Consider the following 23,367-nt stretch of genomic DNA (forward strand, 5'->3'; position numbering starts at 1 on the left):
GGGTTTTCTGGGCGGAGGTACTGAACTGAAACAGCGGGCATTCTTACCGTGATTCCACATCCCTTTGGAAAATTCATATTGATATGTTATAATGATAAAAACCTTTTTTCGCGGGAGGTGGACCCTTGCTGCGGCAGATCAAATATTTTCAAGCTGTTGTACGCAACAACAGCTTTTCAGAGGCAGCGGAAGAATGCCACATATCGCAGTCGGCCATATCTCAGCAGATCAAGGCGCTGGAAACGGAACTGGGGTTTTCTCTGTTGGAACGGAAAAACCGAAAGTTTGTTTTGACTCCTGCCGGGGAACATTTTTACAAAAAAAGCCTGGTTCTGATTGCTGATTACGAGCAGATGTGCAGAGAGGCCGCCAAGATCGCCCATGGGAACGAGGCAGTCTTGAAGTTCGGCTACCTGCGCAGTTACAACAGCCCGGAAGTTCACCAGGCGCTGGAGGAATTTTCAGCCAAATATCCCGGCATTCCTGTCCAGCTTTTGTATGGCAATCATGAAGAATTATTTACTTTGCTGCGCACCGGCGGTGCGGATCTGGTGCTCAACGATCAGCGGAGAGCCTTTTCCGACGAGTATGTCAACCTGATTCTGGCTACCAGCAGGATGTATATTGAGCTGGCAGCCCGAAATCCCGTGGCCTCTCTTCCTTCGGTCTCTGTCCAGGAATTGAAAAACATTCCCTGCATTCTGGTGGCCTCCAAAGAACAGCAGGCTATCGAAAAGGAGTTTTATCAGACGATCATCGGCATACAGGGGGAAATCCTCTATGCGGAAAATCTGGAGGAGGCCCGCATGATGGTCATAAGCGGGCAGGGCTTCCTGCCGGTGGAAGGCAGCAGCCAGGCCATGACCTTTGGCGCTTCCATTCGTCGTGTTCCTCTTTGCCGCGGTGAAGAACAAATCACCCGCAACTATTGCCTGTTCTGGAAAAAGGATAACTCCGGCTATTATGTGGAGGAATTTGCTGACATCCTGCAAAATAAATTTAAATAGTCAATCGGCCGTTTTGTGACTGCTCTCGCTCTGCGAGGGCAGTTTTTTCGTATAAGATAAACTTATCAAGCGGGGCCGAAACTCAAATTGATTGAGCCGTTAGGGACTTTTATAATCATAGCAGACCGTTCAAAGGAGAGCCTGCTATGAAAATCTTGATCATCAGCTCCAGCCCCCGGAAAGGCGGCAATTCCGATGTGCTCTGCGGCCAGTTTGCCAAGGGGGCAGCGGAGGCTGGGCACGAAGTAGAAAAAGTAAACCTGCGGGAAAAGGCGCTGTCCCCCTGTCGGGCGTGCTACGCTTGCATGGAGAACCATGTATGCGCCATCAAGGACGATATGGCGGAGATATTCCCCAAGCTTGTAGCTGCCGATGTGATTGTGCTGGCTTCGCCGGTATACTTTTATTCTTTGTGCAGCCAGATGAAGATGCTGATCGACCGCTGTCTTGTGGATCACAAGGCCATTTCAGGCAAGCAGTTCTATTTTATCATCACGGCTGCCGACCCACGGCATGAAGCCGGGGATGAGACGCTGGCGGCGTTCCGAGGGTTCCTGCGCTGCCTGCCGGATGCGGAAGATGCGGGTGTGATTTACGGGACCGGCACCTGGGACAAAGGGGATATCTATCAGCACCCGGCCTATACCCAGGCTTACGAAATGGGAAAGCAGCTATAGGAAGGAACGCATTATGAAGCAAATAAAAAAGAATTTTGGATTCGGCTGTGTGCGCCTGCCCATGAAAGACGGCGAGGTGGATACGGAGCAGACCTGCCGTATGGTGGATATGTTTCTGGAAAACGGTTTCAACTACTTTGATACAGCCCACGGTTATCTCAACGGCAAGAGCGAAGCTGCTCTGAAAACCTGCCTGACCAGCCGTTACCCCCGTGACCGCTATATCCTCACCAATAAGCTTACCAACTTCTTCTTCAAAAAGCTGGAGGACATCCGTCCGCTGTTTCAGAGTCAACTGGAAGAGTGCGGCGTGGACTATTTCGACTTCTATCTGATGCACGCCCAGGGCGCGGACGTCTTTGCCTACTTCAAGCGGTGCCGGGCCTATGAGACGGCGCTGGAGCTGAAGGCAGAGGGCAAGATCCGGCACTTCGGCATCTCCTTCCATGACCGGGCGGAGGTTCTGGAACAGATCTTGACCGAGTATCCCCAAGTGGAAGTGGTACAGATCCAGTTCAATTACCTGGACTATGAGGACCCCGCCGTGGAGAGCCGGAAATGCTACGAGGTCTGCCGCAAATATGGCAAGCCGGTCATCGTCATGGAGCCGGTGAAAGGCGGCACTCTGGCGAACCTGCCGGAAAAGGCGCAGGCTGTACTGGATGAACTGGGCGGCGGCTCCGCCGCAAGCTATGCCATCCGCTACGCCGCCGGGTTTGAGGGCATTCTGATGGTGCTCTCCGGCATGAGCAGCCTGGAGCAAATGCGGGAAAATATCAGCTTTATGAAGGATTTCAAGCCGCTGGATGATCGGGAACTGGCCGCCATTGGTCGGGTACGGGAAATCTATCATGGGATGAACCTGATTTCCTGTACCGCCTGCCGCTACTGCGTGGCCGGATGTCCCAGGCATATTTCCATTCCTGACCTGCTGGCTGTGATGAACACCAAGCAGATCCACCACGACTGGAATGCGGACTACTATTACAACGTGGTCCACACCGGCGGCGGAAAGGGCAAGGCGTCTGACTGCATCCAGTGCGGAAAATGCGAAAAGGCCTGTCCCCAGCACCTTCCGATCCGCAAACTGCTGGTGGATGTGGCAAAGGAATTTGAAAAGTGAGGCATTGACATGGCAAAACTGATTGCGTTTTACTCCCGGGCCGGTGAGAATTATTTTGGCGGCCAATACCGCAGCGTTGCAGTGGGCAACACGGAAAAAGCAGCGAACATGATCGCAGAAGCTGTCGGCGGAGAACGGTTCAAAATTCAGCAGAAGATGCCCTATGCCGCCGACTATCTGACCTGCATCCGACAGGCAAAGGAGGATCAGCAGGCGAAGGCTCGGCCAGAGCTGGCGGCGCTTCCTGACAATCTGGACGGCTACGACGAGATCTATCTGGGCTATCCCAACTACTGGGGCGATCTGCCGATGGCGGTTTACACCTTCCTGGAGGCCTTTGACTGGACGGGCAAAACGATCCACCCCTTCTGTACCCATGAGGGCAGCGGTCTGAGCGGGACTGAGCGGAAGATTGCCCGCACCTGTCAAGGTGCCCGCGTGACGGATGGCCTGGCAATTTGCGGCTCTGATGTGGATGCCAGTGCGGAAAAAGTACGAGCATGGCTTTCCGGACATAGAGGTACGATATGAGAAAAATGTTGATTGTATTCTACTCCTGGTCAAATGGCAATACAGAACGCATTGCCAAGATGCTCCAGAACGCTGCCGGTGCGGACATTGCGCAGATTGAGACTGCTCTTCCCTATACCGGCAGCTACGACGATGTGGTACGGCAGGGGCAGGAGGAAGTGCAGCGCGGCTACGAGCCGGAACTCAAGCCCATGGACGTCGATATTCGGAAATATGATGTGATCGCCATTGGCACGCCCACCTGGTGGTACACCATGGCTCCCGCTGTTCTCAGCTTTCTGCATCAGCAGGACTGGCAGGGAAAAACCATCGTGCCCTTTCAAACCCATGGAGGCTGGCCGGGCCATGTGCTGAAAGATATCGCAGCCGCCTGCAGCGGTGCGGAGGTCACCTACAAAATGCAGGTGAAGTTCGATTCCAACGGCGGAGACCGTCTGGAAACACCGGAAACCGAAGTCGCGGCATGGGCGCAGAAGGTAAAAACCCTGCTGTAACAGCGGGGTATGAAGCGAATGCCAGCGTGGAAAGGAAGGATCGTCGTGAAAGATGTGATGGTATGGACCGGCGCTGGCCAGATCGGTATGGCCATTGCACGCCGGATGGGGTATGGAATGAAAATCGTCGTCGGCGATAAAAAGCAGGAGAACGCCCAAGCTATCGCAAAGACCATGAATGATGCCGGGTTTGATGTGGTACCGGTGGAGATGGACCTCTCCAGTCGGACCTCTATCCAGGGCATCATCGCCGAGGCGCAGAAATACGGTGACATTACCATGATGGTCAATGCTGCCGGTGTCTCACCCAGCCAGGCACCCATTGAGGCCATTTTGAGGGTGGACCTGTACGGCACAGCGGTATTTCTGGAGGAAGTGGGCAAGGTAATCGCTCCCGGCGGCGTAGGTGTGACCATCTCCAGCCAGTCCGGCCACCGGATGAAGCAGCTCACCCCGGAGGAGGATGAGCTGCTGGCGTGTACCCCCACCGAGGAATTGCTGGAATTGCCTTTGCTTCAGCCCGAGAATATCCACGACACCCTGCATGCATACCAACTGGCCAAGCGGTGCAATGAAAAGCGTGTCATGGCAGAGTCCGTCAAGTGGGGCGCGAAGGGGGCGCGGATCAACTCCATCTCCCCCGGTATTATTGTCACACCGCTGGCCATCGATGAGTTTAATGGTCCCCGCGGGGACTTCTACAAAAATATGTTTGCAAAATGTCCCGCCGGGCGTCCCGGTACAGCGGATGAAGTGGCCAACGTGGCGGAGCTCCTGATGAGCCGTAAGGGCGCCTTTATCACCGGTGCTGACTTTCTCATTGATGGTGGGGCAACTGCCTCCTACTTCTATGGGCCACTGAAACCGTAAAGCTTCTGACCCAATTTGCAGATACAGATCGTCACTCAGGCAGCCAACAGAAGCGGAATGAATCCCACTCTGAGCGGAGCACCCATGTAACAGGCGCTCCGCTTTTCTGTTGGAAACGTGTCAAAAATACCGTCGTGGGACATACCAGCTGCGGCAATTGTGCCCGCCCCTTAATAGGTATTCAGAGGAGGCGACGCTTTTGAAACTATTGAAATGGCTGTCCGTGGCGGATCGTTTTGCCAAAGCTTACCTGGATAAGCGGCTGGCTCCCCTGGGCATCAACAGCGGCCAGCACATCTATCTTCTGAAAGTATGCGATGAACCGGGGATCTCTCAGGATTCCCTCCTGAACAGCGTCTATGTCCACCCCAGCAATATCGTGCGGATGGTCGCTGCGCTGGAGAAAAAAGGGCTTTTAACCCGCACTCCCTGCCCACAGGATAAGCGGACCTGGCAGTTCTACCCCACGGCCATTGCCGGACAGGTCCGTGCCGCCTGTGAGGAGACCGAGGACATTCTGTTGGACAGTATTCCGGCGCAGTCCCAGGCGGACTTTCAAAGCGCCTTGTATCTGTCAGGCAGGAATATAGCACGCAAACGCGGATCAGGTCTTTATCGGCCAGGGAGTGGGCTATTTGGGCAATGCCGCGACCAACGTGTCCTGCCCCCTGTCCGCCATCTGTCTGGCTATTTCACTGCTGCTGGGAATCGGCGCCTCCCGCTTTTCCATTTATCTGGGGAAGCTGGAACCGGAGCGCGCTGCCCGTCTGGTGGGAAACGGCATCCTTCTGATGGCCGGAGCAGGGATCCTCTACTGTGGTCTCTGTAGTCTTTGTCGCCCGGGAGTTCAAGGCCCTGCGGGCCTTGGAGGCCGCTTCGGCAAGTACTTCTGCGTCCTGTTGACTGCACCTTCCGCTCACCGTATAATATTTTTATACAATACAGTCAATAAAACCAGCCGGGGCAGTCCCGCTTCAATCTGCTCTGCTGGCCGGAGGAACAGCTATGAATATTCTGGTTTTAAACGCCAGTCCCAAGGGGAAAAACTCCACCACCGTCCACACCGCGCTCTATCTGCAGGCGCTGCACCCGGAGCATACGTTTATCTTTCTGCCTGTAGGCCAGCGCATCAAGGCCTGCGAGAAGGACTTCACACCGGTGCGTACCGCACTGGAGCAGGCGGAGCTGATTCTCTTCTGCTACCCTGTTTATACTTTTATTGCCCCCTATCAGCTCCACCGGCTTATTGAACTCATCAAGGCCGACGGTGTGGACCTCTCCGGCAAGTTTGCCTCCCAGATCACCACCTCCAAGCACTTTTATGATGTGACCGCCCACCGGTACGTGGAGGAAAATTGCTTTGATCTGGGGATGAAGGTGATCCGGGGGCTCTCGGCGGACATGGAGGACCTGCTGACCGAACAGGGCCGGAAGGAAGCCCGCATGTTCTTTGACCAGCTGATCTTTTCCTGTGCGCACGGCCCGTTTGCCACGCCGCCTGTCCAGGCACCCGCTCGGGAACAGGCCGAATATCAGCCTGCTCTGCCCGAAACGCCCAAGCGCAAGGATAAGGACGTCGTGATCGTCACCAACTGCGCCCCCGATGACAGGAATCTCCGGAACATGATCTCCGATTTTCGGGCCGCTCTTCCCTGTGAGAGCCGGGTAGTAAATATCAGAGAGTTCCCCTTCGGGGGCGGCTGTTTGGGTTGCTTCGGGTGTGCCATCACCGGCAAATGCGTCTACAAGGACGGGTTTGACCAGTTCCTGCGTCAGACGATTCAGACCGCCGACGGCTTCGTTTACGCCTTCACCATCTCCGACCACTACACCCACTCCAGCTTCAAATGCTTTGACGACCGGCAGTTCTGCAACGGCCACCGCACGGTCACCCACGGCACCCCCATCGCCTATCTCATCAGCGGGGACTACCGGTATGAGCCAAACCTGCGCATGATCGTGGAGGGCCGGGCGGAGGTGGGCGGCAACTACCTGTGCGGCGTGGCCACCGACGAGGGCGATACGGCGGCGGATATTCGGGGGCTGGCGGAAAATCTGGCCTTCGCCATGGAACACAAGCTCACCCGCCCGGCCAACTTCTACGGCGTGGGCGGCATGAAGATCTTCCGGGACCTCATTTACGTCATGCAGGGTCTGATGAAGGCCGACCACAAATTCTACAAGGCCAACGGCATCTATGATTTCCCCCAGAAGCAGCAGAAACGGATCTGGCAGATGCGTCTGGTGGGCGCTCTTATGGCCATCCCGTCGATCCAGAAGAAGGCCAAGGGCAAAATGACCGAGGCCATGATCGGCCCCTATCAGAAGGTGGTGGAGCAGGCCGCCCGGAAGGAGGCCTGAGCCTTGGAGCAGGTGAGGCGTCCCCGACACAAAAAGCTGCGCATTGCCGCCGCGATCCTGCTGATCCTGCTGGCGGTGCTGGCAGGCGGTTTCTTCTGGTATGTATCCGACTACTACCGGGCAGAGGATGTGGCTGTGTCTGTTCTGGCCCAGGCGGACGGCATTGCGGTGCAGGACAATCTGACCATTCTCTCTCCCTCGGTGCCCGGCAATACCGCCATCATCTTCTACCCGGGGGCCAAGGTGGAGGCTGTTGCCTACCTTCCCCTGCTGGATCAGATCAGGCGGACGGGTGTGACCTGTATCCTGGTGGATATGCCGTTCCATATGGCGATCTTTGATCCCAATGCCGCCGAAGATGTGATTGCTGAATTTCCGGAGATATCACACTGGTACATAGCCGGGCACTCCATGGGCGGCGCCATGGCCTCTCAGTTTGCCGCCGGCCATCCGGACCAGGTGGATGGTCTGATTTTGCTTGGGGCTTATATTTATGGGGATTATCCGCCGGAAAGTACCCTCACCATCTACGGATCTCTGAATCAGAGCGTAGAGGACAAACTGGATTACACCGAAAATGTGGTGGAGATCGAGGGCGGCAATCACGCCCAGTTCGGCAACTACGGACCTCAGAAGGGGGACCCGCCCGCGGCGATCTCTGCCCAGGAGCAGCAGGCCCAGACCGTGGCAGCCATTGAGGCATTCATCAGCCAACGGCAGGAAACATGAAAAACCGCCCGTGACCTCAGTTGAGGTCACGGGCGGTTTTTCTTACATCTGCCCTTTCCACACCCGGGCCAGGATATCCTTTAGCACCAGGAGGGCGTCTGTATTGTTATACCCGTAGTCCACCCGAAGCTGGGTCAGCATCTCCCGAAGCTGGGGCGCATAGTCTCCCACCCGCACCTTCTGATGATAGGTGGCCAGCACCGGGTACTTCTTGCTCCAGACCTTGCTCCAGTCGACCCTGGCCTGTGCCTCTTCACTGACGCTGTCGATCATCTCCTGAGCCTGACGCTCATCAAAGTCGTACTCGATCAGTTCATCCAGCGTCATGTGATACAGTACGGCCAGCCCTTTGGACTGACGGATATCCGGCAGGGTCTCGCCGGTCTCCCACTTGGAAATGGTCTGACGGCTGACGCCCAGTTTTTCGGCCACGTTCTCCTGGGAAAGGCCGCTCTTCTTTCTGGCATGGTACAGACTGCTTCCTAGGCTCATGTTCGTCCTCCCGGTTTGATATGGTAGCTCCAGTATAGCGGGCCGGAGATGAAAAGGCCACCAACGCAAGCTGTCATTTCTGCCCGTTTTCTTAACAAGGAGCGCCGTCCTTTTTTTCTGCCCGCGGTGCCTCCACCTGACGCAGGAACTGTCCGGCGGCCGCCTGGATGTTGCGGACCAGCTCCCGCAGGACGGGATACTGGTGATAGGCCTGCTTGGCACAAAACAGGCACAGATCCCCGCTCGTCTCGGAGCTGTCAATGGGCACGTAAACCAGCTCACCGCTGGCCACGCCCTCGTACCGGTTCAGGGCGGGATAGTAGGACAGGGCACAGGAATCCGCGTGATTCCGGATGGTACGGATCACCGTACCCACCGACTCCACCTGGATCGCACGATGGACGGAGGCCGCCTGGATCATGCGCTCCAGAATGGGAGAGGAGAAGGTCTGCTGCTGCCCCCTGGCCCCCACCTCAGGATAGATAAAGTAAAAGTCCTTCAGCTCCTCCAGCTTCACTTTCTCCCGTCCTGCCAGGGGATTGTCCCGGTTTACCAGGCAGCCGTACTCCCCCCGGAACAGGACCCAGTACAGGTTTCCATGCGTCTCCGCCAACCGACGGGCCTCATCCGCCTGGCAGATGAACAGGGCCAGGACCGGGCAGGCCAGCTCATTGGACAGATACTTCTCTGGCGCGAACACCGCGTGATGGTTGATCACCAGATCCGGGTCCCGCTTCTTGAAGGTCAGCAGCACATCAGGCAGCAGAAAATTGGACAGGGAGATATGAGAGTAAATGGTGACCGCCTCGGGTCGGTCCCGCTGGGCCATCTCCAGCCATCCCTTGTAGTAGGCCACCATCTGGCGGGCCTCCGGCAGGATCTTTTCCCCCGCTTCAGTCAGCGTGATCCCGCCCTTGCCCCGCACAAAAAGCGCCACGCCCAGTTCATCCTCCATATGCTGCAGGGCTTTGGTGAGGCTGGGCTGGGCAATGTACAGCTTCTGGGCCGCCTCATTGATAGAGCGGGATTCCGCCAGTGTAATGAAGTATTCCAATGTCTGCAATTTCAAGGCCAACCACCCCATTCCCTGTTATAGCTTTTTTTCATATCACATGCCTTTTTGTGTATTATACAAAAGAACGTCACTATGATACCCTAATCTCAGCCAGAATGTCAAATCAATTTCCCATTGGAACAGACAGAAAGGGGTATCTTTATGACAAAACGAGAGAGATTTGCGCATTTCCTCGCCAATGAGCCTGTGGACCGGGTGCCGGTGGCTTTCTTCCATCATTTCTGCGATTTCAACGACTTCGGCAAGGGCGTGGACAACGATGCCATTCTGGAGCAGAACATTGAGGGGCACCGGCTGGCGCTGGAGGCATTTGACCCCGACGTAGCCAAAATCATGAACGACTCTCTGATGCTCATGCCGGTGGATGCCTCCTTCGTGGAGACCCCTGCGGACCTCTATAAGGTGGAGCCCATCTCGATCCACTCCAAGTTTGCCCAGCGCACGCTGGAATTGACGAAGCAGGTGCGGGAGATCTACGACCACACCGGCGCACCGGTGTACGCCACCGGCTTCTCCCCCTCCCTGGTGCTGCGCAACAGTCTTGCTGTGGGCGGACTGCCCGGCGCCGGCGGTGATGAGGCCAAGCTGACCCGCCTGCTGGCGGAGGATCCCCAGGCGGTTTCCGCCGCAGTCAAGACCCTGAGCGAGGGCATCAACGAGCTCAATCACCTGCTGCTCACCGAGGGCGGTGTGGACGGCATTTACCTCAGCGTCAACAACCAGTGCGGCTTCTTCCCCGATGAGATCTACCTCCGGTACATCGCCCCCTGGGACAAGGCGGTGCTGGACTACGCCAACAAGCTCAGCTCCATGAACCTGCTGCACATCTGCGGCTACTCCGGGCGGGCCAACAACCTGAAACTCTTTACCGGCTTTGAAGCGGCGGCCTACAACTGGGCGGTCCACGCCGAGGGCGTGTCCCTGTCCGAGGGCAAGAAACTCTTTGGCGGCAAGCCGGTGTTCGGCGGCTTTGAACAGGCCGGCGTCATCTACACCGGCACCCCCCAGGAGGTGGAGGAGGCCACCTTCCGGATCCTCCGGGAGAGCGGTCAGATCGGCGTCATGCTGGGCGCCGACTGTACGGTGCCCACCGACATCGACAACCACCGACTGGACTGGGTACGTCAGGCTGCCGTCAAATTTGCGGAGCAGTAAGGGGGAAAATGTCATGCTGAAACCTGAAACAGAAGCCGCCTATACGGCTATTCTCCAGGAGGAGCTGATCCTGGCCACCGGCTGTACCGAGCCCATTGCCATCGCCTACGCCGCAGCCAAGCTGCGCCAGGTGCTGGGTGCTCTGCCGGAGCGCATCACCGCCGAGATGTCGGGCAACATCATCAAGAACGTGAAGAGCGTGGTGGTGCCCAACACCGGCGGGCTGAAGGGGATCGAGGCCGCCGTAGCCGCCGGCGTGGTGGCCGGCGATGCCGACCAGGAGCTCCAGGTGATCTCCTCCGTCCCGGCGGAGCGCCACCCGGAGATCGCCGCCTATCTGAAACACACCCCCATCAGCGTGTCCTGCGCCGACACCATGCACATTCTGGATATCGCCCTCACCGGATATGCCGGAGATACAACGGCCTTCGTGCGGATCGCCGACCGGCACAACAACCTGGTGGAGATTCGGAAGGACGAGCAGGTCCTGCTCCACAAGCCGCTGTCCGACGAAACCGACAGCGTCCAGACCGACCGGAGCGTGCTCAATCTCCACGATATTCTGCTCTACGCCCAAGAAGTCCCGCTGGAGAAGGTCTCTCCCCTGCTGGACCGGCAGATCCAGTGCAACTCCGCCATCGCCCAGGAGGGGCTGGAGCACAACTGGGGCGCCAACATCGGCTCCACCATCCTGCGTGAGTACGGCAGCGATATCAAGTCCGAAGCGCGGGCCTGGGCTGCCGCAGGCAGCGACGCCCGCATGAGCGGCTGCGAGATGCCTGTGGTCATTCTCTCCGGCTCCGGCAACCAGGGCATCACCGCCTCCCTGCCTGTGATCCGCTATGCCAAGCACCTGAATGCCACCCAGGAAGCGCTGTACCGGGCCCTGCTGATCAGCGACCTGGTCACCGTCTATCAGAAGGTGGGCATCGGCCGGCTGTCCGCCTACTGCGGCGCCATAAGCGCCGGAGTGGGCGCCGGGGCGGGCATCGCCTTCCTCCAGGGGGCGGACGAGACCGCCCTGGCCCACACCATCGTCAACGCCGTGGCCATTCTCTCCGGTACCATCTGCGACGGGGCCAAGCCCTCCTGTGCCGCCAAGATCGCCGCCAGTGTGGATGCCGGCATTCTGGGCTATCTGATGTACCGCAGCGGCCATGAATTCAAGCGGGGTGAGGGCATCGTGGGCTCCAGCGTGGCCAACACCGTCACCAACGTGGGTGTGCTGGCCCGGCAGGGCATGCACGGAACGGATCAGACCATTTTGAAGATCATGACCGAGTAAGGTTCCATATTCCATTCAGAGAGGAGCGTATCACTTATGGAACAGAGCAAAACCACCTCCACCAACAAGCGTCTGGCAGCCTGGTTCGGTCTGGGCGCCATGATGTTCGGCACCTACTGCGGCGGCTCCATGGCCTCCGGTGCCTACGCCACCGGGTACATGACCACCTTCGGCGGCGGATATATGCTGGTCTTTCTGGCCATCTTCTGCGTTTTTATGGCCTTCTTCTGCGCCATTTCCCTTAACTTCATCCGCACCTACCACGTGGAGGACTACAACGAATATTACCTGGCCCTCTACGGCCTGGAGCGTACCGGCTCTCAGCCCATACTGAAAGGCGTGGTAACGGTATTCTTCGATGTGTACACCGTGCTCATGGGCCTCATCACCACCGCCGGTACCATCAACCTCTTCGGCCAGCTTATGAATTCCATCTTCGGCATTCCCATTATCGCGGGCAGCCTGATCTCAGTGGTGCTCTTCGCCATTCTCACCATTTACGGCAGCGGATTCCTGCGCAAGTTCAACACCATCATGACCATCGGCCTGGTAATCTGCCTGGCCGCCATTCTGGTGGCGGTGCTCACCATCCGGGGTGACGTATTCGCGGAGCGCTTCGGCAACTTCGACATCGGCATGGATTGGAGCGGCACCACCCTCCAGGCCCACATGACCATGTTCCTCTCCTACTGCTTCACCACCTCCAGCTGGGGCTCCACCCTGTGCAACTACTCAGAGAAGATCAAGGATCAGAAGGACGCCATCGGCGCCGGCATCCTCATCGCCGTGCTGGTAACCGCCCTGTTCGCCGTCACCTCCTTCATCGTGCTTCCCTTCCTGCCGGAGATGTTCAACGACGGCCCCATCCTGGCTATCTGCCAGCAGTACCTGGCTCCCGCCCTCACCGTGATCTACTGGGTGGTGGTCATCTTCTCCGTGGTCTCCACCGGCCCCACCTTTACCTACAATGTCTCCCGCCGGTTCTCCAAGCTTTGGAAAACCGATAAGGTGGGTGAAAAGGTAAAGTTCTTCATCCTGTCCCTGGTGTTCCTGCTGCTGTGCTTTGTGGTCTCCAATGTGGGTCTCATGGCCATCGTGCAGAAGGGCTTCTCCACCATGGGCGGCATCGCCGGCTTCGCCATCGGTATCCCCCTGTTTGTCTCCATCTACCGGGTGTGGCGGAAAAATCGCATCGCTCACTGACCCTTCCCTGTGACAAAGGAGCAAAAATATGAATTACGTGTTTGAACAAAAAGTCAAAATGGTGTGCGGCTGGGACAGCGTGAATCAGCTGCCCACTCTTCTGAAGGACGAGGGCTTCCAGCGCCCCCTCGTGGTGTGTGACCAGGTGGTGCGCCAGATGGGCCTGCTGGAGCGCCTGGAGCGCCTGCTGAAAGAGGCCGGCATAGAGGCTGTGGTCTTCGACCAGGTGCAGCCGGACCCGCCCGCACCTGTCATCGACGCCGGTGCTGCCCTGTGCCGGGAACAGCATTGCGACTGCGTGGTGGCGGTGGGCGGCGGCAGCACCATCGACACCGCCAAAGGGATCAATCTGCTGCGCGCCAATGAGGGAGAGATCCTGGATTACGCCGGTGGGAAATCCTACCGGCCAGCCAGCGGCCTGATCTCCATTCCCACCACGGCGGGGACCGGCAGCGAATTGTCCAACGGTATGATCGTCACTGATCCCGACAGCGCCCAAAAGCTGGCCATCATTGCCTACGGTGATTTCACCATTCTGGACCCCGCGCTCACCGCCACCATGCCCGCCTCTCTCACGGTAAACACCGGATTGGATGTATTCTCCCACGCCTTTGAGGCCTACACCTCCGTACTCAGCAACCCCATGGCCGACGCAGTGTGCGAGAAGATCATGGCGGAGGTATACCGGTGGCTTCCGGCGGCAAAGGCCGACGGGGCCGACCGGACCGCCCGGCAGCGCATGGCGGTGGCCGCCTCCCTGGGCGGCTGGATGCTGTCCAATGCCTGCGCCCATGTGGGCCACTCCCTGGCCCACGTGCTGGGGGCCAAGTTCCACATGCCCCACGGCCTGGTGTGTGCCTACACCCTGCCTGTCACCATGGAAACCATCGCTCCGGCTGTGCCGGAGAAGGTACGGTACGCCGGTGAGGTCCTGGGCGTGCAGTTTGCCGGTACAGAAACTCCCCAGGAGATCGGTGCTATGACCGCCCAGGCTTACCGCCGGTTCCGGGACGGGCTGTTGGATGGAAAAGCGGTCACCTTCCCCATTGATGCCGACAATATCGAGGCTCTGGCGGAGGAAGTGGTGACAGAGGCCTTTGTGGGGCTGACCCCCCTGAAAGTTGATCTTCCCCTTGCTGAGCAGATGCTTCGCCATATTTTCTAAGTTAAAATGATGAAACTGTAAAAAATGGGAGCAAGCGCAATAACGCTTGCTCCCATTTTGGCGCAGCGGGAGGGATTCGAACCCTCGTGCGATTGCTCGCAAACTGATTTCGAGTCAGCCCCGTTATGACCACTTCGATACCGCTGCATATCAAGTTGTGAGAACGCAAATCAGGATTACTGTGAGCATTTTGTTAGCGTTTTTCCGAAGCGCCGCTCACACCCGCGCCCGGAAACCCTTGGGAGACATAGCTTTTTGGCTGTTAGCGCGTTCCGCCGACGTAGCGATTTCGAGTCAGCCCCGTTATGACCACTTCGATACCGCTGCATATGGATTTAGTATGCGGTGCAATGCCTGAAGAGGCAAGAGCACCGCAGCCACTTGGATTAGGATACCTTATTTTTGTGCGCTTGTCAATATTGCACAGTGGTATTAAATAAGATATAATGAACAAGACAGCCTGTTTCTTGTAACAGACAGAAAGGAGCACTATGGACGAATTAAAGCGACGCATCCTCAGCGACGCGGTTGTTGGCGAAGGCGATATCATTCATGTGGACATGTTCCTGAACCACTGCATGGATATGGATCTGATGGAACGAATGGGAAGCGCCCTGGCAAAGCGCTTTCGGAGTGAACATATCACCAAGGTCTTGACCGCTGAGAGCTCCGGCATCGCACTGGCCTGCTTTACAGCAAAGGCATTGGGTGTCCCGGTCCTGTATGCCAAAAAGTTTCAGACCGGTTATATCGATCCAGATGTCTATTCTGTTGATGCTCACTCCTTCTCTCTGGACAAGTCTTATACGCTCCGTGTTTCCAAGCGGTATCTGGATTCCCACGATCTCGTGCTTTTGGTAGACGATATTCTTTCCAATGGGCAGACAATGCTCAGTCTGCTGGAATTAGTCTCCAAGGCCGGCGGCGAGGTCGCCGGTGTCGGTGTTGCGATTGAAAAAGCCATGCGGGAGGGCGGCAGGGTCCTGCGGCGCATGGGTATCCGCGTAGAGGCGCTGGCTGCAGTGGAGCGTATTGAGGGCGGTCGTATTATCTTAGCATAATGGGGGAAAACAATCCATGCTGGACAAGGAATCATTTGAAGCTACCGCGCGGGCCAACGCCTTTGCCAATTATAACGAGATCACTGTGCGTCAGTTGGAGTTGGGCAAGGCAGAGGCTGAATTAACGATTGGGCCCAATCATCTTAACCCTCTTGGTAAGCTTCACGGCGGGGCATATTACACACTGGCCGATTGTGCTGGTGGTGTTGCCTGCCGCACAGACGGGAGAAAATATGTGACATTGGATGGAACTATCCACTTTATTCGTTCTGCTGAAAAGGGTACCGTGACTGCCTCCGCCGTGGTTCGTCATCGCGGGCGCACCACCACTCTGGTGGAGATCGAAATTACCGGCGAGGACGGCACACTCTTTGCAACCGGTGAATTTACATTTTTCTGCATCTTGGGTTCCTGAGTCCTGTTGTTCTCTTCATATTCAAAAGCAGGCCGGGCAGATCTGCCCGGCCTGCTATTATGTTCTCAGGAAACTGTACACGCTAAAAGAAAGCGCCGGACGATCGTCCGGCGCTTCTTCTTTTCTTATCACAATTGATACTGTCCCCCTCAATCCTCGCCCACTTGTCCGCCCAATCCTGGCCATGTGAGCAATTCTTGAGAGTGGGGGCCTGAAGCTCTAAAATACCCCGGAAAATAAAAAAATGGAGACCAAAAGGGGGTTCTTGGTCCCTTTGTCTCCAAAAAAATAAGGAGCCCAGGGCAATCATTACGATTACCTTGGACTCCTTGCGAATCATTATTGAGTGGACAATGAGGCTATGATGCGGGGGGATGGCCTCAGGGAGACTCAAGGTAATTCGTCGTTTATGTGAATATAATAGCAGAAAAGCGCAGGAAACACAACATGGAATTTCGCACAAAACGCAATCAAAAACTTTGCAAAATATTCATTTTAAGTTATTTTTTGAACTTTATTTTCAAATTCCTGAAAACAAAAAGATGGCCTGATATCTGAAACTACTATATACACATAAAAAAATTGGTGCTCCCTCCATAATTCTCTGTTAACTTCCAGCAAAGCGGGTTATAATATGCACTAAATAAGGATATTATTCTGTCGGAGGTAGAGGCATGAAGAATATCACCAAGAGTGCCGCACAGATTGCACGGGAGCATAATATCAGCCCGCAGCTACTGCGCAATCGAATTAAAAAAGGAATGTCCATAGAGGATGCAGTCAAAGAGTGTATCAATATCAGAGATGCACGGGCGGCCTCCGGCAGCGCTCCTCATAAAAGCTCACGCCCCTGCCAGGGTGAAATCCAATTTGCCGGTGAAACATACGCTTCATTCTCGGCGGCGTGTCAGGCATTGGGGCTAAGAGAATCTTCTGCATACGCCAAACGTAAGCGACTGATGAATGATGGTTATAGCCTGGAATCTGCATCTCGTACAGTACTGGAAGAGGCAGCTACCCGTGGTGTGCAGCGCCGCAAGCGTACCCCTGTTATTATTAATGGTATCTCATACGATTCTCAGTTGGAAGCTGCTGGTGCACTGGGATTATCGATGGGCTCCATTAATGCTCGGCGTACTCGGGACAAGCTATCCTTCGAGGATGCCGTGCAAGTTCTTCTCGACTCCAAATCAGCCGACTTTATCTATGGAACTCCTGCCATGACTCATCCCTGGCCAGAATTTCGGGATGCGATTTGTGGAAATCAAGATTATCAGTTGGCCGAAGATGGTAATAAGATCACTGCGAAGCTTTCGCTTCCCGGCAATATTTCGATTAGCTATACCATTTCCATGACTGTGTCGGGTTTCTTGTCATTCTATTTTCAGGATCTTGATTTTTTGGCGAGTTACGATCTGAATGAGTTAAATTGTCGCTATATTGGTGCGAAATTTTTCTGTGAAGCCAACAACACAGTGTCTGTCCGTTACGATATGCCTGTTATCGGGAGAGTCCAGTCAGATCTAGCGCAATTCTTCAAAGTTAGGAATTTTATTTATAACATCATCTCGTCGCTTATCAATCAATAATTTTCAGTAAGTTTTTAAACTCTTTTGCTGACTTTTAAGTGAAGGGTGATATAATCCAGCTACCAACAGGTCTTCTCCTTGCTGTTACATTGGGAGCTATACTAAGGACTAGGCGATAGCCACTGGTGGATATCCCGTATAAAGACAAAAGAAACGGCAAAAAGCCACAGGGAGTTGTGACCACTGGATCTGCCTCGCCAGCGGATCGAAATACCTCCGTTTGTACATTATAGTAAGGGCGGGCAACGAAGACCCGTCAACAATAGAGGCATCCTGATCAGTCAGGACGCCTCTATTGTTTATGGGCTTCATTATTATTCTCTTGGCCCTTGACCAGGAATAATGTCAATAACCGCTTTTAGCAAAATTCGCATTTGTAATCAAGGTATCTTTTTACTCGCTCTAAATCAATCTCTCCGTTAAGATAATCTTTGGGATGGATAGAAATAATCAGTTTGCTAACAACTTTATCCTCGGATTGTACAAAGCAATCGATTGTCTTTTGGCTTACAATTTCCTTTGTTGCTTCTCGGATTGCAGCTCGCCCTGATCCAATGAGTGGCACGCAGAGTATGTCACAATGTCCCATCCTTTGAATTGCATCAATTACTGCAATCAGGGCTGTAGTAACATTTTTGATGGTCTGGCCTATAGGCTTCCCATGGCGGTTAACGTCATTTACCGCAACAAAGTAAAAGTGTTTTCCTTTGAGATCAATTTTTGCTACTGTACCAATTGGATATTTTTTTGTTGAGCCAAAACAATCAGCAGCATCTTCTCCTATAATTCCTTGTACCGCTAAACTTGCACTAATCATTTCATCCAAGCGTTGAATATTCTTTTTAAAATATTTTAACTGAAACCTTCCTTGAACACTTCGAGGGCTAATATATTCATCTTTCATTTGGGTCCTAAAAAAGGTATTAGTTGGGATTACATAACTATTGGCACTTCTGTTTGAGAAAATGTCTTTAACACTAATTGCGATTTGCATATCACGATTAGATACCATTTTACTGTAGTTAATCTTTTTGCGATTATGTATACATGAAACAAGCAGACCAGCAATCACAAGTATCTGCCAATGCCCCTTTGTCCATACCTCCAGATTGTCCCATGCAGCTAAATCTTTAAGTAAAACTGCCAATGAGAAAAATGATGATATATAGCCGATAGCAGTACAGATTAACTTACATATGGCTTTAAATGTGTTTATCTCTCCCGTAAGCGATTTCCACAGGAGTTTTACTCGGTCAATCATATCCCAGGTCCTTCTTAATATGATAATAATCCCCAATCTTATTACCCAAGATATCCTTCGTCCAGAAAGCGTATGCTTCTTCCTCATATTCCTTCATGTAATCTGGAAGCCAACTCGGCTGCTTATTTAGAGAGTTATACACTATAATGATAGTCCTTTTTTTCCTCTTAGCTTGAAGGAATTCATGCTTAAGATAAGAATATGTATTAATATTGCCCAAGTCGTCATTTGGTCCAGGTGTTGAAACCATATCCCATTTACATGTACTGGTTCCTTTCGAGTTTTGTTTATAGGGAGTGCACTCACAACCAGCCTCACCGTTATAGCGTCTACATACACTTCCTGCAGTTCGAGACGCCGTTTTATCACCAATAATAAAAATTACAACTGAAGATGCATTAATCTGTTTATTAAACTCTTTCTTTAGATCACAAGGGCGGCAATCAGGATCATTAGAAACACTGCCAGAAACTACTTCAGCGGTATCAACATAATCTACCTTATGAAGATTATCTTTTCCCCATTTATGTAACTCCTCTACAACATCACGGTCTCCGTTTACTTCGGAATAATCTGCGCTAATATAAACACGTTTACTCATGTTTCTATCCTTTCTTCAATTCTGTTATCACTGATATAATACTCTTATATTTTTCATACAAACTTTTCTTAAACACCTCTCAATCGCTCATACAGCACCGTGCCCACAGTTTCCACCACCGACCGCATCATATCAGAATTAGAGACCATATTACAAAGAAGCCTTTATTATACTTATACCAGATGGCAATACCTTAGCTAACAGCAACAGTGTGTTCATATGTATCTTTGATTTTGGACGTAGCTATTGAGGGTACTATAAAATGTTCAATATCAGAAAGTGGAATTTTAATAATAGGAATGTTGAGCCTATTGGCAATATCCAATTCTTTTTTTACCCATGGTGAGTGATAGGTTCCTGTTGTTTCTATAAGATACAGATAGTCCGCACTAATTAACCACTTATATAACTTTTTCTGGTGTTTTTGACTGATTCTATTATCAATAAGATCAATAAAAGTATCAACTTCTAATCTTTGCAGCGTTTTCTTAAGTCGTGCTAAAATTTCTAAAGTAAGTTCGTTATCCCGCATTGTATAGCTAATAAAAACACGTTGCCTCAAGTGATCACCATCCAAAACTCTCACAAAGTTATTTTGACTAAAAAACAATTAGAATCACTACCGAAACAAGCATTAAAATCCAATACATTATTTGCGAACCATTTAACAGAGAACGGAAGATTCTATCAAATATCTTATTTCCTACTATCGTTCGTCTATTGAATTCTTGCGCAGGAAGCCTATGACGATATCGTATCTTATTTTCTTCTGTAACCATTGTATCTCTCAATTTATCTTGATAATAGTAAAAGCAAACGTCAATGATATAAAAGAGCAATGCAATTATCAAACTGGAGATTCCTAGTAACAGAAATAAATTGGTAATCTTATCGTTTTCATGTAAACCTATTAGCAATGTTATCGAAGCAATTTCAGCTGTTACACATAACTTTTTGGTTTCCAAACTATTATTGCTAAAATTCAGTGTGGCATTATGTAGTTGATCAATTTGCTTAAGATTTAATGAATCTTCGATTGTAAAGGCATCATTAACGCTACATGTTTGTGCATCTCCTGTATTAGGTGCCTGACTCTCATTGTGACAGTCTTGATTGTTCTCACCAGCATATGCTTCATCTGTATTTCCCGGAATTTCCACTACATCCATATCAGTTTCCTCCTGGGCTTCCCATATAGCACACACCTACTATCTCCATCACCTACCGCATCGTATTTGGATTGGAGAGCAGGTTTACGAAAGGCACCTCATTCTGCTCATACCGGACATCAACCTTATTGGGAAAGTCCTTTTCAATGATCAGCAATGAGATTGTGAGGGCATTGTTCTGAGTGTAGCTATGCCATTGTTCTGGGCAGCATAGTATAAAGAATTTTGCGTACACGTTGAACTTGTGAATTTCCTTATCAAACTATTTGGGCTAGCTAGTGTGAATGAAAGCGAGAAATATACCAGTATCCAGCGCCCTTCCCCAATTGAAGGCAATGTTTTTCCATTCTAATAACCGCCATGGGGTAATGCAATACGCCTCAATATCCTGCTCAAAGAGTTTTACGCCAGAGTCGGGTATTTTATCACTTCTGAACTTGCTATCTAAGCCGTTTAATCAATTCCTTCGCAAACAATATTGCAATTTCTTCTTTTGAATAGCGATTACTATCTATAACCTGGATATCTCCCAATGATGGGTATTCCTCTTTCAATCGCTCCAAAGTTATATTATGTAAAAGTGGAAGAACAATTTTTTGCCCACTAGTGTTTTGCCGTGTAAGGAACTCTTGTAGCTCCCTTTCCGTCCATTCTCTGCCGAAGAAGTTTTCAGATATTACAATAATTGCAAATTCCGACGAATTTGTTCCATCAAGAATAACCTGCTTCCAATTATCACCCCATGACAGAATCTCAGTATCATAAAAAATATGAACGCCTAATTTTCGTATAGTCATATATAGTGAATCTACATAATCAGATTTATCTTTACATGCGTGAGAAATAAAAACATCATATTCTTTTTTTGTTATTACCTCTTTAGTTTGAGCTGACATTTGAGCATTCTCCTTTCTTGCAAAATAAGTTAAACCTTGTGGAGAAATAGTTGCGCTCCATCCGCCAAGATAGGTATGAGAGGATGAAATTACCCCATACATATTTAATTTTTCAAACTCTAATGCGATAGAAGAATGATAAGCCGTAGGGAATACTTGATAGTCTCCAGAAATATCTCTATTCTCATTTCCGTCATAAAGGGACAGCATAATACCAAAAATTTCTTCAGCCGATGGATCCATAATTCTCACTCCATCAACGATGGGTTGTCCATTAACAATTGCATTGGCTCGCTGCCGTCGAGCCTCTTGATCGGCCAATTTTTTTGCTTCCCGTTGTTGTTTTTCTATTGCTTTCTCAAAAGCACTTTTTGCCATATATTACACCTCTTTTTTCCGGTTGGGTCCCCATAAATGAGGGTGTTTTTGTGGGTGCTCAGGCATTCCACAATTTTTGTCTACACGATATTGAAGTCTCAATAGCATTATACTTATTAGTGTTATAAAACTCCGTTCTGGACGCTTTTCCCAGCGACAAATCCCGCACGGAGAGATTTTTCACAGTTTCGAACTTCTTCAGCACTATATCTTTGGTGTCGGGCAGGATACAGTCGAACCAGCGAGTCGCTGTGGGGGGTTAGGATTACCTTTCTGTATTCATTGGCTTATACACACCAGTAAATTTATCTGCAATCATCCATTTTTCACTTACATTGGCACTCAGACTCATTTTGCATTTCCTCCGAAGCTAAAGGCTTTATCGTCTCGTAATATTTCTGAAGCTTTTTATCAAATTCTAATTGGAATTTATGGGATAGGACCATTGTTCTTACTAAACAGATAATAAGAACAATCAGAATCACAGTAAGTACAATTGCTCCTATGGTTGTCCACTTTTTTAGAGATACCAACTTGTCATTACTCTCTTTAACAACATTTTTTAGTATTAATTTTGATAACCCAACAGTTCGTTGACTGTAATTGATATTACCTGCTGCTCCCTCAGTAAAGACATTAAAGGTAATTGATTCTCCTGGATTCAGGAGAATATCTTCTATACTCAAAACTGTACCATCAATACTGGTTTTTTCTAGAAATTCACCCCATAAATCACGATTAGAAGCTTCAATAATAGTGGCTTTTATGACGCTGGTTGATTCTTCAAAATCTATGGTCAGAGGCTTTGTGAAATCTTCGTTTTGAATCGGTTGTTCCCCTGTATTTTCTATGGTAATATTGTAAATCCAAGGTTCTTCCACTTCTTTACCTTTAAACAGCATTTGAAAATCCTCATCTTCTGTAACTTGCAAAACAAGTGGAAAGCCGGAGTTTAGTGTGCATGTAAGCTCTTTTGGGGGGATTTTCACGGGCTGATTTGCAACATATACAGAATAGCAGAGTGCACCAATTGAAAGAACTAAACCTATGACCATAAACAATCCGCCGTATTTCTGTGAAAAACTATTTAGTCTTCTGTTTGCATTATTGATCCACACTTACTTATTCACCTACACTCTTGTTTATGGATATCCACTTCATCTGAATTTCCAGGAATCACTTCAACGATATCGCCATTGTCGTAGTTTAACGCATGACAAATCCGAACTAGGATATCCGTTGTCACACTTTCGTTTTTACCGAGTTTAGCCAAAGTTCCAGAACTAATTTTGGCCGCCCCACAAAGCTCTGTTTTTCATTTCCTTGTCAATCAGTAGCTTCCACAGCTTATTATACCATTATACCGAAATATGGGAGGTCCGACAATGTGAATCTGTGTGTGATGTTGGTACATTTATTTTGAAGTCGACAAAAAGCTGCATTCCAAAGTTGATGTTGTGTTTCTGTTTGCCGGTTTTGAAAGAGCAATATATTACGATAAGGTAAAGTAAGCAGAAGGAGAGTGCCGTGTGCGGCACTCTCCTTTCTTATTATATAAGTGTAAAAGAAAACAGTTGTTATCGTTGCCATATGATTGGCGGTTGCAACTAACCCCCAAATGCTCCATCAGAAGGGTAAATCTGTAAATGATACGCACACTACCCTTTTGTTTACAAAGCTCAAAGCCCCATAAATTTCGTGATAGTTTTTCTGGTGTGTGCATATAATAATATGCAAGTATTAGAAGAAACTGAAAAATTATCAATCTTCCCAAAATATATTCAAATAATTTTTTTATACTTTGCATATAATAATATATCAAAAAAAAGA

Annotated in this window: 24 protein-coding genes, 1 tRNA gene and 1 pseudogene; 16 read left to right on the forward strand and 10 right to left on the reverse strand. The window is 51.1% G+C overall.

Going from position 1 to position 23,367, the window contains the following annotated elements; genetic code table 11:
• Positions 1 to 125: 125 nt before the first annotated feature.
• From E0E41_RS02490 to E0E41_RS02535, 9 genes are all read left to right on the forward strand, one after another.
• Positions 126 to 1,007, forward strand: coding sequence for a LysR family transcriptional regulator (locus E0E41_RS02490; protein WP_130868566.1), 882 nt, complete (start codon positions 126 to 128; stop codon positions 1,005 to 1,007).
• 146 nt (positions 1,008 to 1,153) lie between these two features.
• Complete coding sequence (locus E0E41_RS02495) at positions 1,154 to 1,684, forward strand: flavodoxin family protein (protein WP_130868567.1); 531 nt, start codon at positions 1,154 to 1,156, stop codon at positions 1,682 to 1,684.
• Between the two features lie 13 nt (positions 1,685 to 1,697).
• Entirely contained in the window at positions 1,698 to 2,807 is a 1,110-nt protein-coding gene (locus E0E41_RS02500; RefSeq protein WP_130868568.1) for an aldo/keto reductase, read from the forward strand.
• A gap of 9 nt (positions 2,808 to 2,816) precedes the next feature.
• The gene (locus E0E41_RS02505; RefSeq protein ID WP_130868569.1) at positions 2,817 to 3,338 is read left to right on the forward strand and encodes a flavodoxin; all 522 of its coding nucleotides are present in this window, start codon (positions 2,817 to 2,819) and stop codon (positions 3,336 to 3,338) included.
• Positions 3,335 to 3,832: a flavodoxin gene (locus E0E41_RS02510; protein ID WP_130868570.1), complete on the forward strand. Its 498-nt coding sequence runs from the start codon at positions 3,335 to 3,337 to the stop codon at positions 3,830 to 3,832. Before E0E41_RS02505 ends, E0E41_RS02510 begins: the two co-directional genes overlap by 4 nt.
• 18 nt (positions 3,833 to 3,850) lie before the next feature.
• Positions 3,851 to 4,702, forward strand: coding sequence for an SDR family oxidoreductase (locus tag E0E41_RS02515; protein ID WP_130868571.1), 852 nt, complete (start codon positions 3,851 to 3,853; stop codon positions 4,700 to 4,702).
• Between the two features lie 199 nt (positions 4,703 to 4,901).
• Positions 4,902 to 5,531 carry a MarR family winged helix-turn-helix transcriptional regulator gene (locus E0E41_RS19225; RefSeq protein WP_368019821.1) on the forward strand — a complete coding sequence of 210 codons (630 nt, stop codon included), beginning with the start codon at positions 4,902 to 4,904 and terminating at the stop codon, positions 5,529 to 5,531.
• A 176-nt stretch (positions 5,532 to 5,707) separates the two neighbouring features.
• On the forward strand, positions 5,708 to 7,063 hold the full coding sequence (locus E0E41_RS02530; RefSeq protein ID WP_130868572.1) for an NAD(P)H-dependent oxidoreductase: 1,356 nt from the start codon (positions 5,708 to 5,710) through the stop codon (positions 7,061 to 7,063).
• 12 nt (positions 7,064 to 7,075) lie between these two features.
• A complete protein-coding gene (locus E0E41_RS02535) occupies positions 7,076 to 7,792 on the forward strand; it encodes an alpha/beta fold hydrolase (protein ID WP_242623819.1) in 717 nt (238 codons plus the stop codon).
• 42 nt (positions 7,793 to 7,834) lie between these two features.
• On the opposite strand, the gene E0E41_RS02540 is transcribed toward E0E41_RS02535, so the two are convergent.
• Both E0E41_RS02540 and E0E41_RS02545 read right to left on the reverse strand, forming a co-directional pair.
• Positions 7,835 to 8,284 carry a helix-turn-helix transcriptional regulator gene (locus E0E41_RS02540; protein WP_130868574.1) on the reverse strand — a complete coding sequence of 150 codons (450 nt, stop codon included), beginning with the start codon at positions 8,282 to 8,284 and terminating at the stop codon, positions 7,835 to 7,837.
• A gap of 91 nt (positions 8,285 to 8,375) precedes the next feature.
• Positions 8,376 to 9,353, reverse strand: coding sequence for a LysR family transcriptional regulator (locus tag E0E41_RS02545; protein ID WP_242623661.1), 978 nt, complete (start codon positions 9,351 to 9,353; stop codon positions 8,376 to 8,378).
• Between the two features lie 147 nt (positions 9,354 to 9,500).
• On the opposite strand from E0E41_RS02545, the gene E0E41_RS02550 reads away from it, so the two are divergent.
• From E0E41_RS02550 to E0E41_RS02565, 4 genes are read left to right on the forward strand one after another with little or no spacing between them, the layout of a single operon-like run.
• Positions 9,501 to 10,514 carry a uroporphyrinogen decarboxylase family protein gene (locus E0E41_RS02550; RefSeq protein ID WP_130868575.1) on the forward strand — a complete coding sequence of 338 codons (1,014 nt, stop codon included), beginning with the start codon at positions 9,501 to 9,503 and terminating at the stop codon, positions 10,512 to 10,514.
• 13 nt (positions 10,515 to 10,527) lie between these two features.
• Positions 10,528 to 11,799 (forward strand): L-cysteine desulfidase family protein, encoded by a 1,272-nt coding sequence (locus E0E41_RS02555; protein WP_130868576.1) that lies wholly within the window; start codon positions 10,528 to 10,530, stop codon positions 11,797 to 11,799.
• Positions 11,800 to 11,835: 36 nt separating this feature from the next.
• A complete protein-coding gene (locus tag E0E41_RS02560) occupies positions 11,836 to 13,002 on the forward strand; it encodes a hypothetical protein (protein ID WP_130868577.1) in 1,167 nt (388 codons plus the stop codon).
• Between the two features lie 28 nt (positions 13,003 to 13,030).
• Positions 13,031 to 14,167 carry an iron-containing alcohol dehydrogenase gene (locus E0E41_RS02565; RefSeq protein WP_130868578.1) on the forward strand — a complete coding sequence of 379 codons (1,137 nt, stop codon included), beginning with the start codon at positions 13,031 to 13,033 and terminating at the stop codon, positions 14,165 to 14,167.
• Between the two features lie 58 nt (positions 14,168 to 14,225).
• On the opposite strand, the gene E0E41_RS02570 is transcribed toward E0E41_RS02565, so the two are convergent.
• Positions 14,226 to 14,314, reverse strand: a tRNA-Ser gene (locus E0E41_RS02570).
• 344 nt (positions 14,315 to 14,658) lie between these two features.
• Here E0E41_RS02570 and E0E41_RS02575 point away from each other — a divergent pair.
• The 3 genes from E0E41_RS02575 to E0E41_RS02585 all read left to right on the forward strand — a co-directional run bounded on the left by E0E41_RS02575 (position 14,659) and on the right by E0E41_RS02585 (position 17,232).
• Positions 14,659 to 15,228, forward strand: a complete 570-nt coding sequence (locus E0E41_RS02575; protein WP_130868579.1) for a xanthine phosphoribosyltransferase — start codon at positions 14,659 to 14,661, stop codon at positions 15,226 to 15,228.
• 16 nt (positions 15,229 to 15,244) lie between these two features.
• On the forward strand, positions 15,245 to 15,643 hold the full coding sequence (locus tag E0E41_RS02580; protein ID WP_130868580.1) for a PaaI family thioesterase: 399 nt from the start codon (positions 15,245 to 15,247) through the stop codon (positions 15,641 to 15,643).
• A gap of 674 nt (positions 15,644 to 16,317) precedes the next feature.
• Entirely contained in the window at positions 16,318 to 17,232 is a 915-nt protein-coding gene (locus E0E41_RS02585) for a hypothetical protein (protein ID WP_130868581.1), read from the forward strand.
• A 358-nt stretch (positions 17,233 to 17,590) separates the two neighbouring features.
• Here E0E41_RS02585 and E0E41_RS02590 read toward each other — a convergent pair whose 3' ends face one another.
• The 7 genes and pseudogenes from E0E41_RS02590 to E0E41_RS02620 all read right to left on the reverse strand — a co-directional run bounded on the left by E0E41_RS02590 (position 17,591) and on the right by E0E41_RS02620 (position 22,856).
• The gene (locus tag E0E41_RS02590; protein ID WP_130868582.1) at positions 17,591 to 18,493 is read right to left on the reverse strand and encodes a macro domain-containing protein; all 903 of its coding nucleotides are present in this window, start codon (positions 18,491 to 18,493) and stop codon (positions 17,591 to 17,593) included.
• Positions 18,486 to 19,094, reverse strand: a complete 609-nt coding sequence (locus tag E0E41_RS02595; RefSeq protein WP_130868583.1) for a hypothetical protein — start codon at positions 19,092 to 19,094, stop codon at positions 18,486 to 18,488. Before E0E41_RS02595 ends, E0E41_RS02590 begins: the two co-directional genes overlap by 8 nt.
• A gap of 193 nt (positions 19,095 to 19,287) precedes the next feature.
• The gene (locus tag E0E41_RS02600) at positions 19,288 to 19,656 is read right to left on the reverse strand and encodes a TIR domain-containing protein (RefSeq protein ID WP_130868584.1); all 369 of its coding nucleotides are present in this window, start codon (positions 19,654 to 19,656) and stop codon (positions 19,288 to 19,290) included.
• Positions 19,657 to 19,693: 37 nt separating this feature from the next.
• Positions 19,694 to 20,263 (reverse strand): hypothetical protein, encoded by a 570-nt coding sequence (locus tag E0E41_RS02605; protein ID WP_130868585.1) that lies wholly within the window; start codon positions 20,261 to 20,263, stop codon positions 19,694 to 19,696.
• A 440-nt stretch (positions 20,264 to 20,703) separates the two neighbouring features.
• Positions 20,704 to 21,537, reverse strand: coding sequence for a toll/interleukin-1 receptor domain-containing protein (locus E0E41_RS02610; RefSeq protein WP_242623662.1), 834 nt, complete (start codon positions 21,535 to 21,537; stop codon positions 20,704 to 20,706).
• 326 nt (positions 21,538 to 21,863) lie between these two features.
• Complete coding sequence (locus E0E41_RS02615; RefSeq protein WP_130868586.1) at positions 21,864 to 22,655, reverse strand: hypothetical protein; 792 nt, start codon at positions 22,653 to 22,655, stop codon at positions 21,864 to 21,866.
• 8 nt (positions 22,656 to 22,663) lie between these two features.
• Positions 22,664 to 22,856, reverse strand: a pseudogene (locus tag E0E41_RS02620) (helix-turn-helix domain-containing protein).
• Between the last annotated feature and the right edge of the window lie 511 nt (positions 22,857 to 23,367).

The sequence above is a fragment of the Intestinimonas massiliensis (ex Afouda et al. 2020) genome (genome assembly GCF_900626285.1).
Classification (GTDB): domain Bacteria; phylum Bacillota; class Clostridia; order Oscillospirales; family Oscillospiraceae; genus Flavonifractor; species Flavonifractor massiliensis_A.

Bases quoted from the DNA above. Each gene is read 5' to 3' on its own strand.
- E0E41_RS02495 (WP_130868567.1), top strand. From the start codon at position 1,154: ATGAAAATCTTGATCATCAGCTCCAGCCCCCGGAAAGGCGGCAATTCC.
- E0E41_RS02500 (WP_130868568.1), top strand. From the start codon at position 1,698: ATGAAGCAAATAAAAAAGAATTTTGGATTCGGCTGTGTGCGCCTGCCC.
- E0E41_RS02505 (WP_130868569.1), top strand. From the start codon at position 2,817: ATGGCAAAACTGATTGCGTTTTACTCCCGGGCCGGTGAGAATTATTTT.
- E0E41_RS02510 (WP_130868570.1), top strand. From the start codon at position 3,335: ATGAGAAAAATGTTGATTGTATTCTACTCCTGGTCAAATGGCAATACA.
- E0E41_RS02515 (WP_130868571.1), top strand. From the start codon at position 3,851: ATGCCAGCGTGGAAAGGAAGGATCGTCGTGAAAGATGTGATGGTATGG.
- E0E41_RS02530 (WP_130868572.1), top strand. From the start codon at position 5,708: ATGAATATTCTGGTTTTAAACGCCAGTCCCAAGGGGAAAAACTCCACC.
- E0E41_RS02540 (WP_130868574.1), bottom strand. From the start codon at position 8,284: ATGAGCCTAGGAAGCAGTCTGTACCATGCCAGAAAGAAGAGCGGCCTT.
- E0E41_RS02550 (WP_130868575.1), top strand. From the start codon at position 9,501: ATGACAAAACGAGAGAGATTTGCGCATTTCCTCGCCAATGAGCCTGTG.
- E0E41_RS02555 (WP_130868576.1), top strand. From the start codon at position 10,528: ATGCTGAAACCTGAAACAGAAGCCGCCTATACGGCTATTCTCCAGGAG.
- E0E41_RS02560 (WP_130868577.1), top strand. From the start codon at position 11,836: ATGGAACAGAGCAAAACCACCTCCACCAACAAGCGTCTGGCAGCCTGG.
- E0E41_RS02565 (WP_130868578.1), top strand. From the start codon at position 13,031: ATGAATTACGTGTTTGAACAAAAAGTCAAAATGGTGTGCGGCTGGGAC.
- E0E41_RS02575 (WP_130868579.1), top strand. From the start codon at position 14,659: ATGGACGAATTAAAGCGACGCATCCTCAGCGACGCGGTTGTTGGCGAA.
- E0E41_RS02580 (WP_130868580.1), top strand. From the start codon at position 15,245: ATGCTGGACAAGGAATCATTTGAAGCTACCGCGCGGGCCAACGCCTTT.
- E0E41_RS02585 (WP_130868581.1), top strand. From the start codon at position 16,318: ATGAAGAATATCACCAAGAGTGCCGCACAGATTGCACGGGAGCATAAT.
- E0E41_RS02590 (WP_130868582.1), bottom strand. From the start codon at position 18,493: ATGATTGACCGAGTAAAACTCCTGTGGAAATCGCTTACGGGAGAGATA.
- E0E41_RS02595 (WP_130868583.1), bottom strand. From the start codon at position 19,094: ATGAGTAAACGTGTTTATATTAGCGCAGATTATTCCGAAGTAAACGGA.
- E0E41_RS02605 (WP_130868585.1), bottom strand. From the start codon at position 20,263: ATGGATGTAGTGGAAATTCCGGGAAATACAGATGAAGCATATGCTGGT.
- E0E41_RS02610 (WP_242623662.1), bottom strand. From the start codon at position 21,537: ATGGCAAAAAGTGCTTTTGAGAAAGCAATAGAAAAACAACAACGGGAA.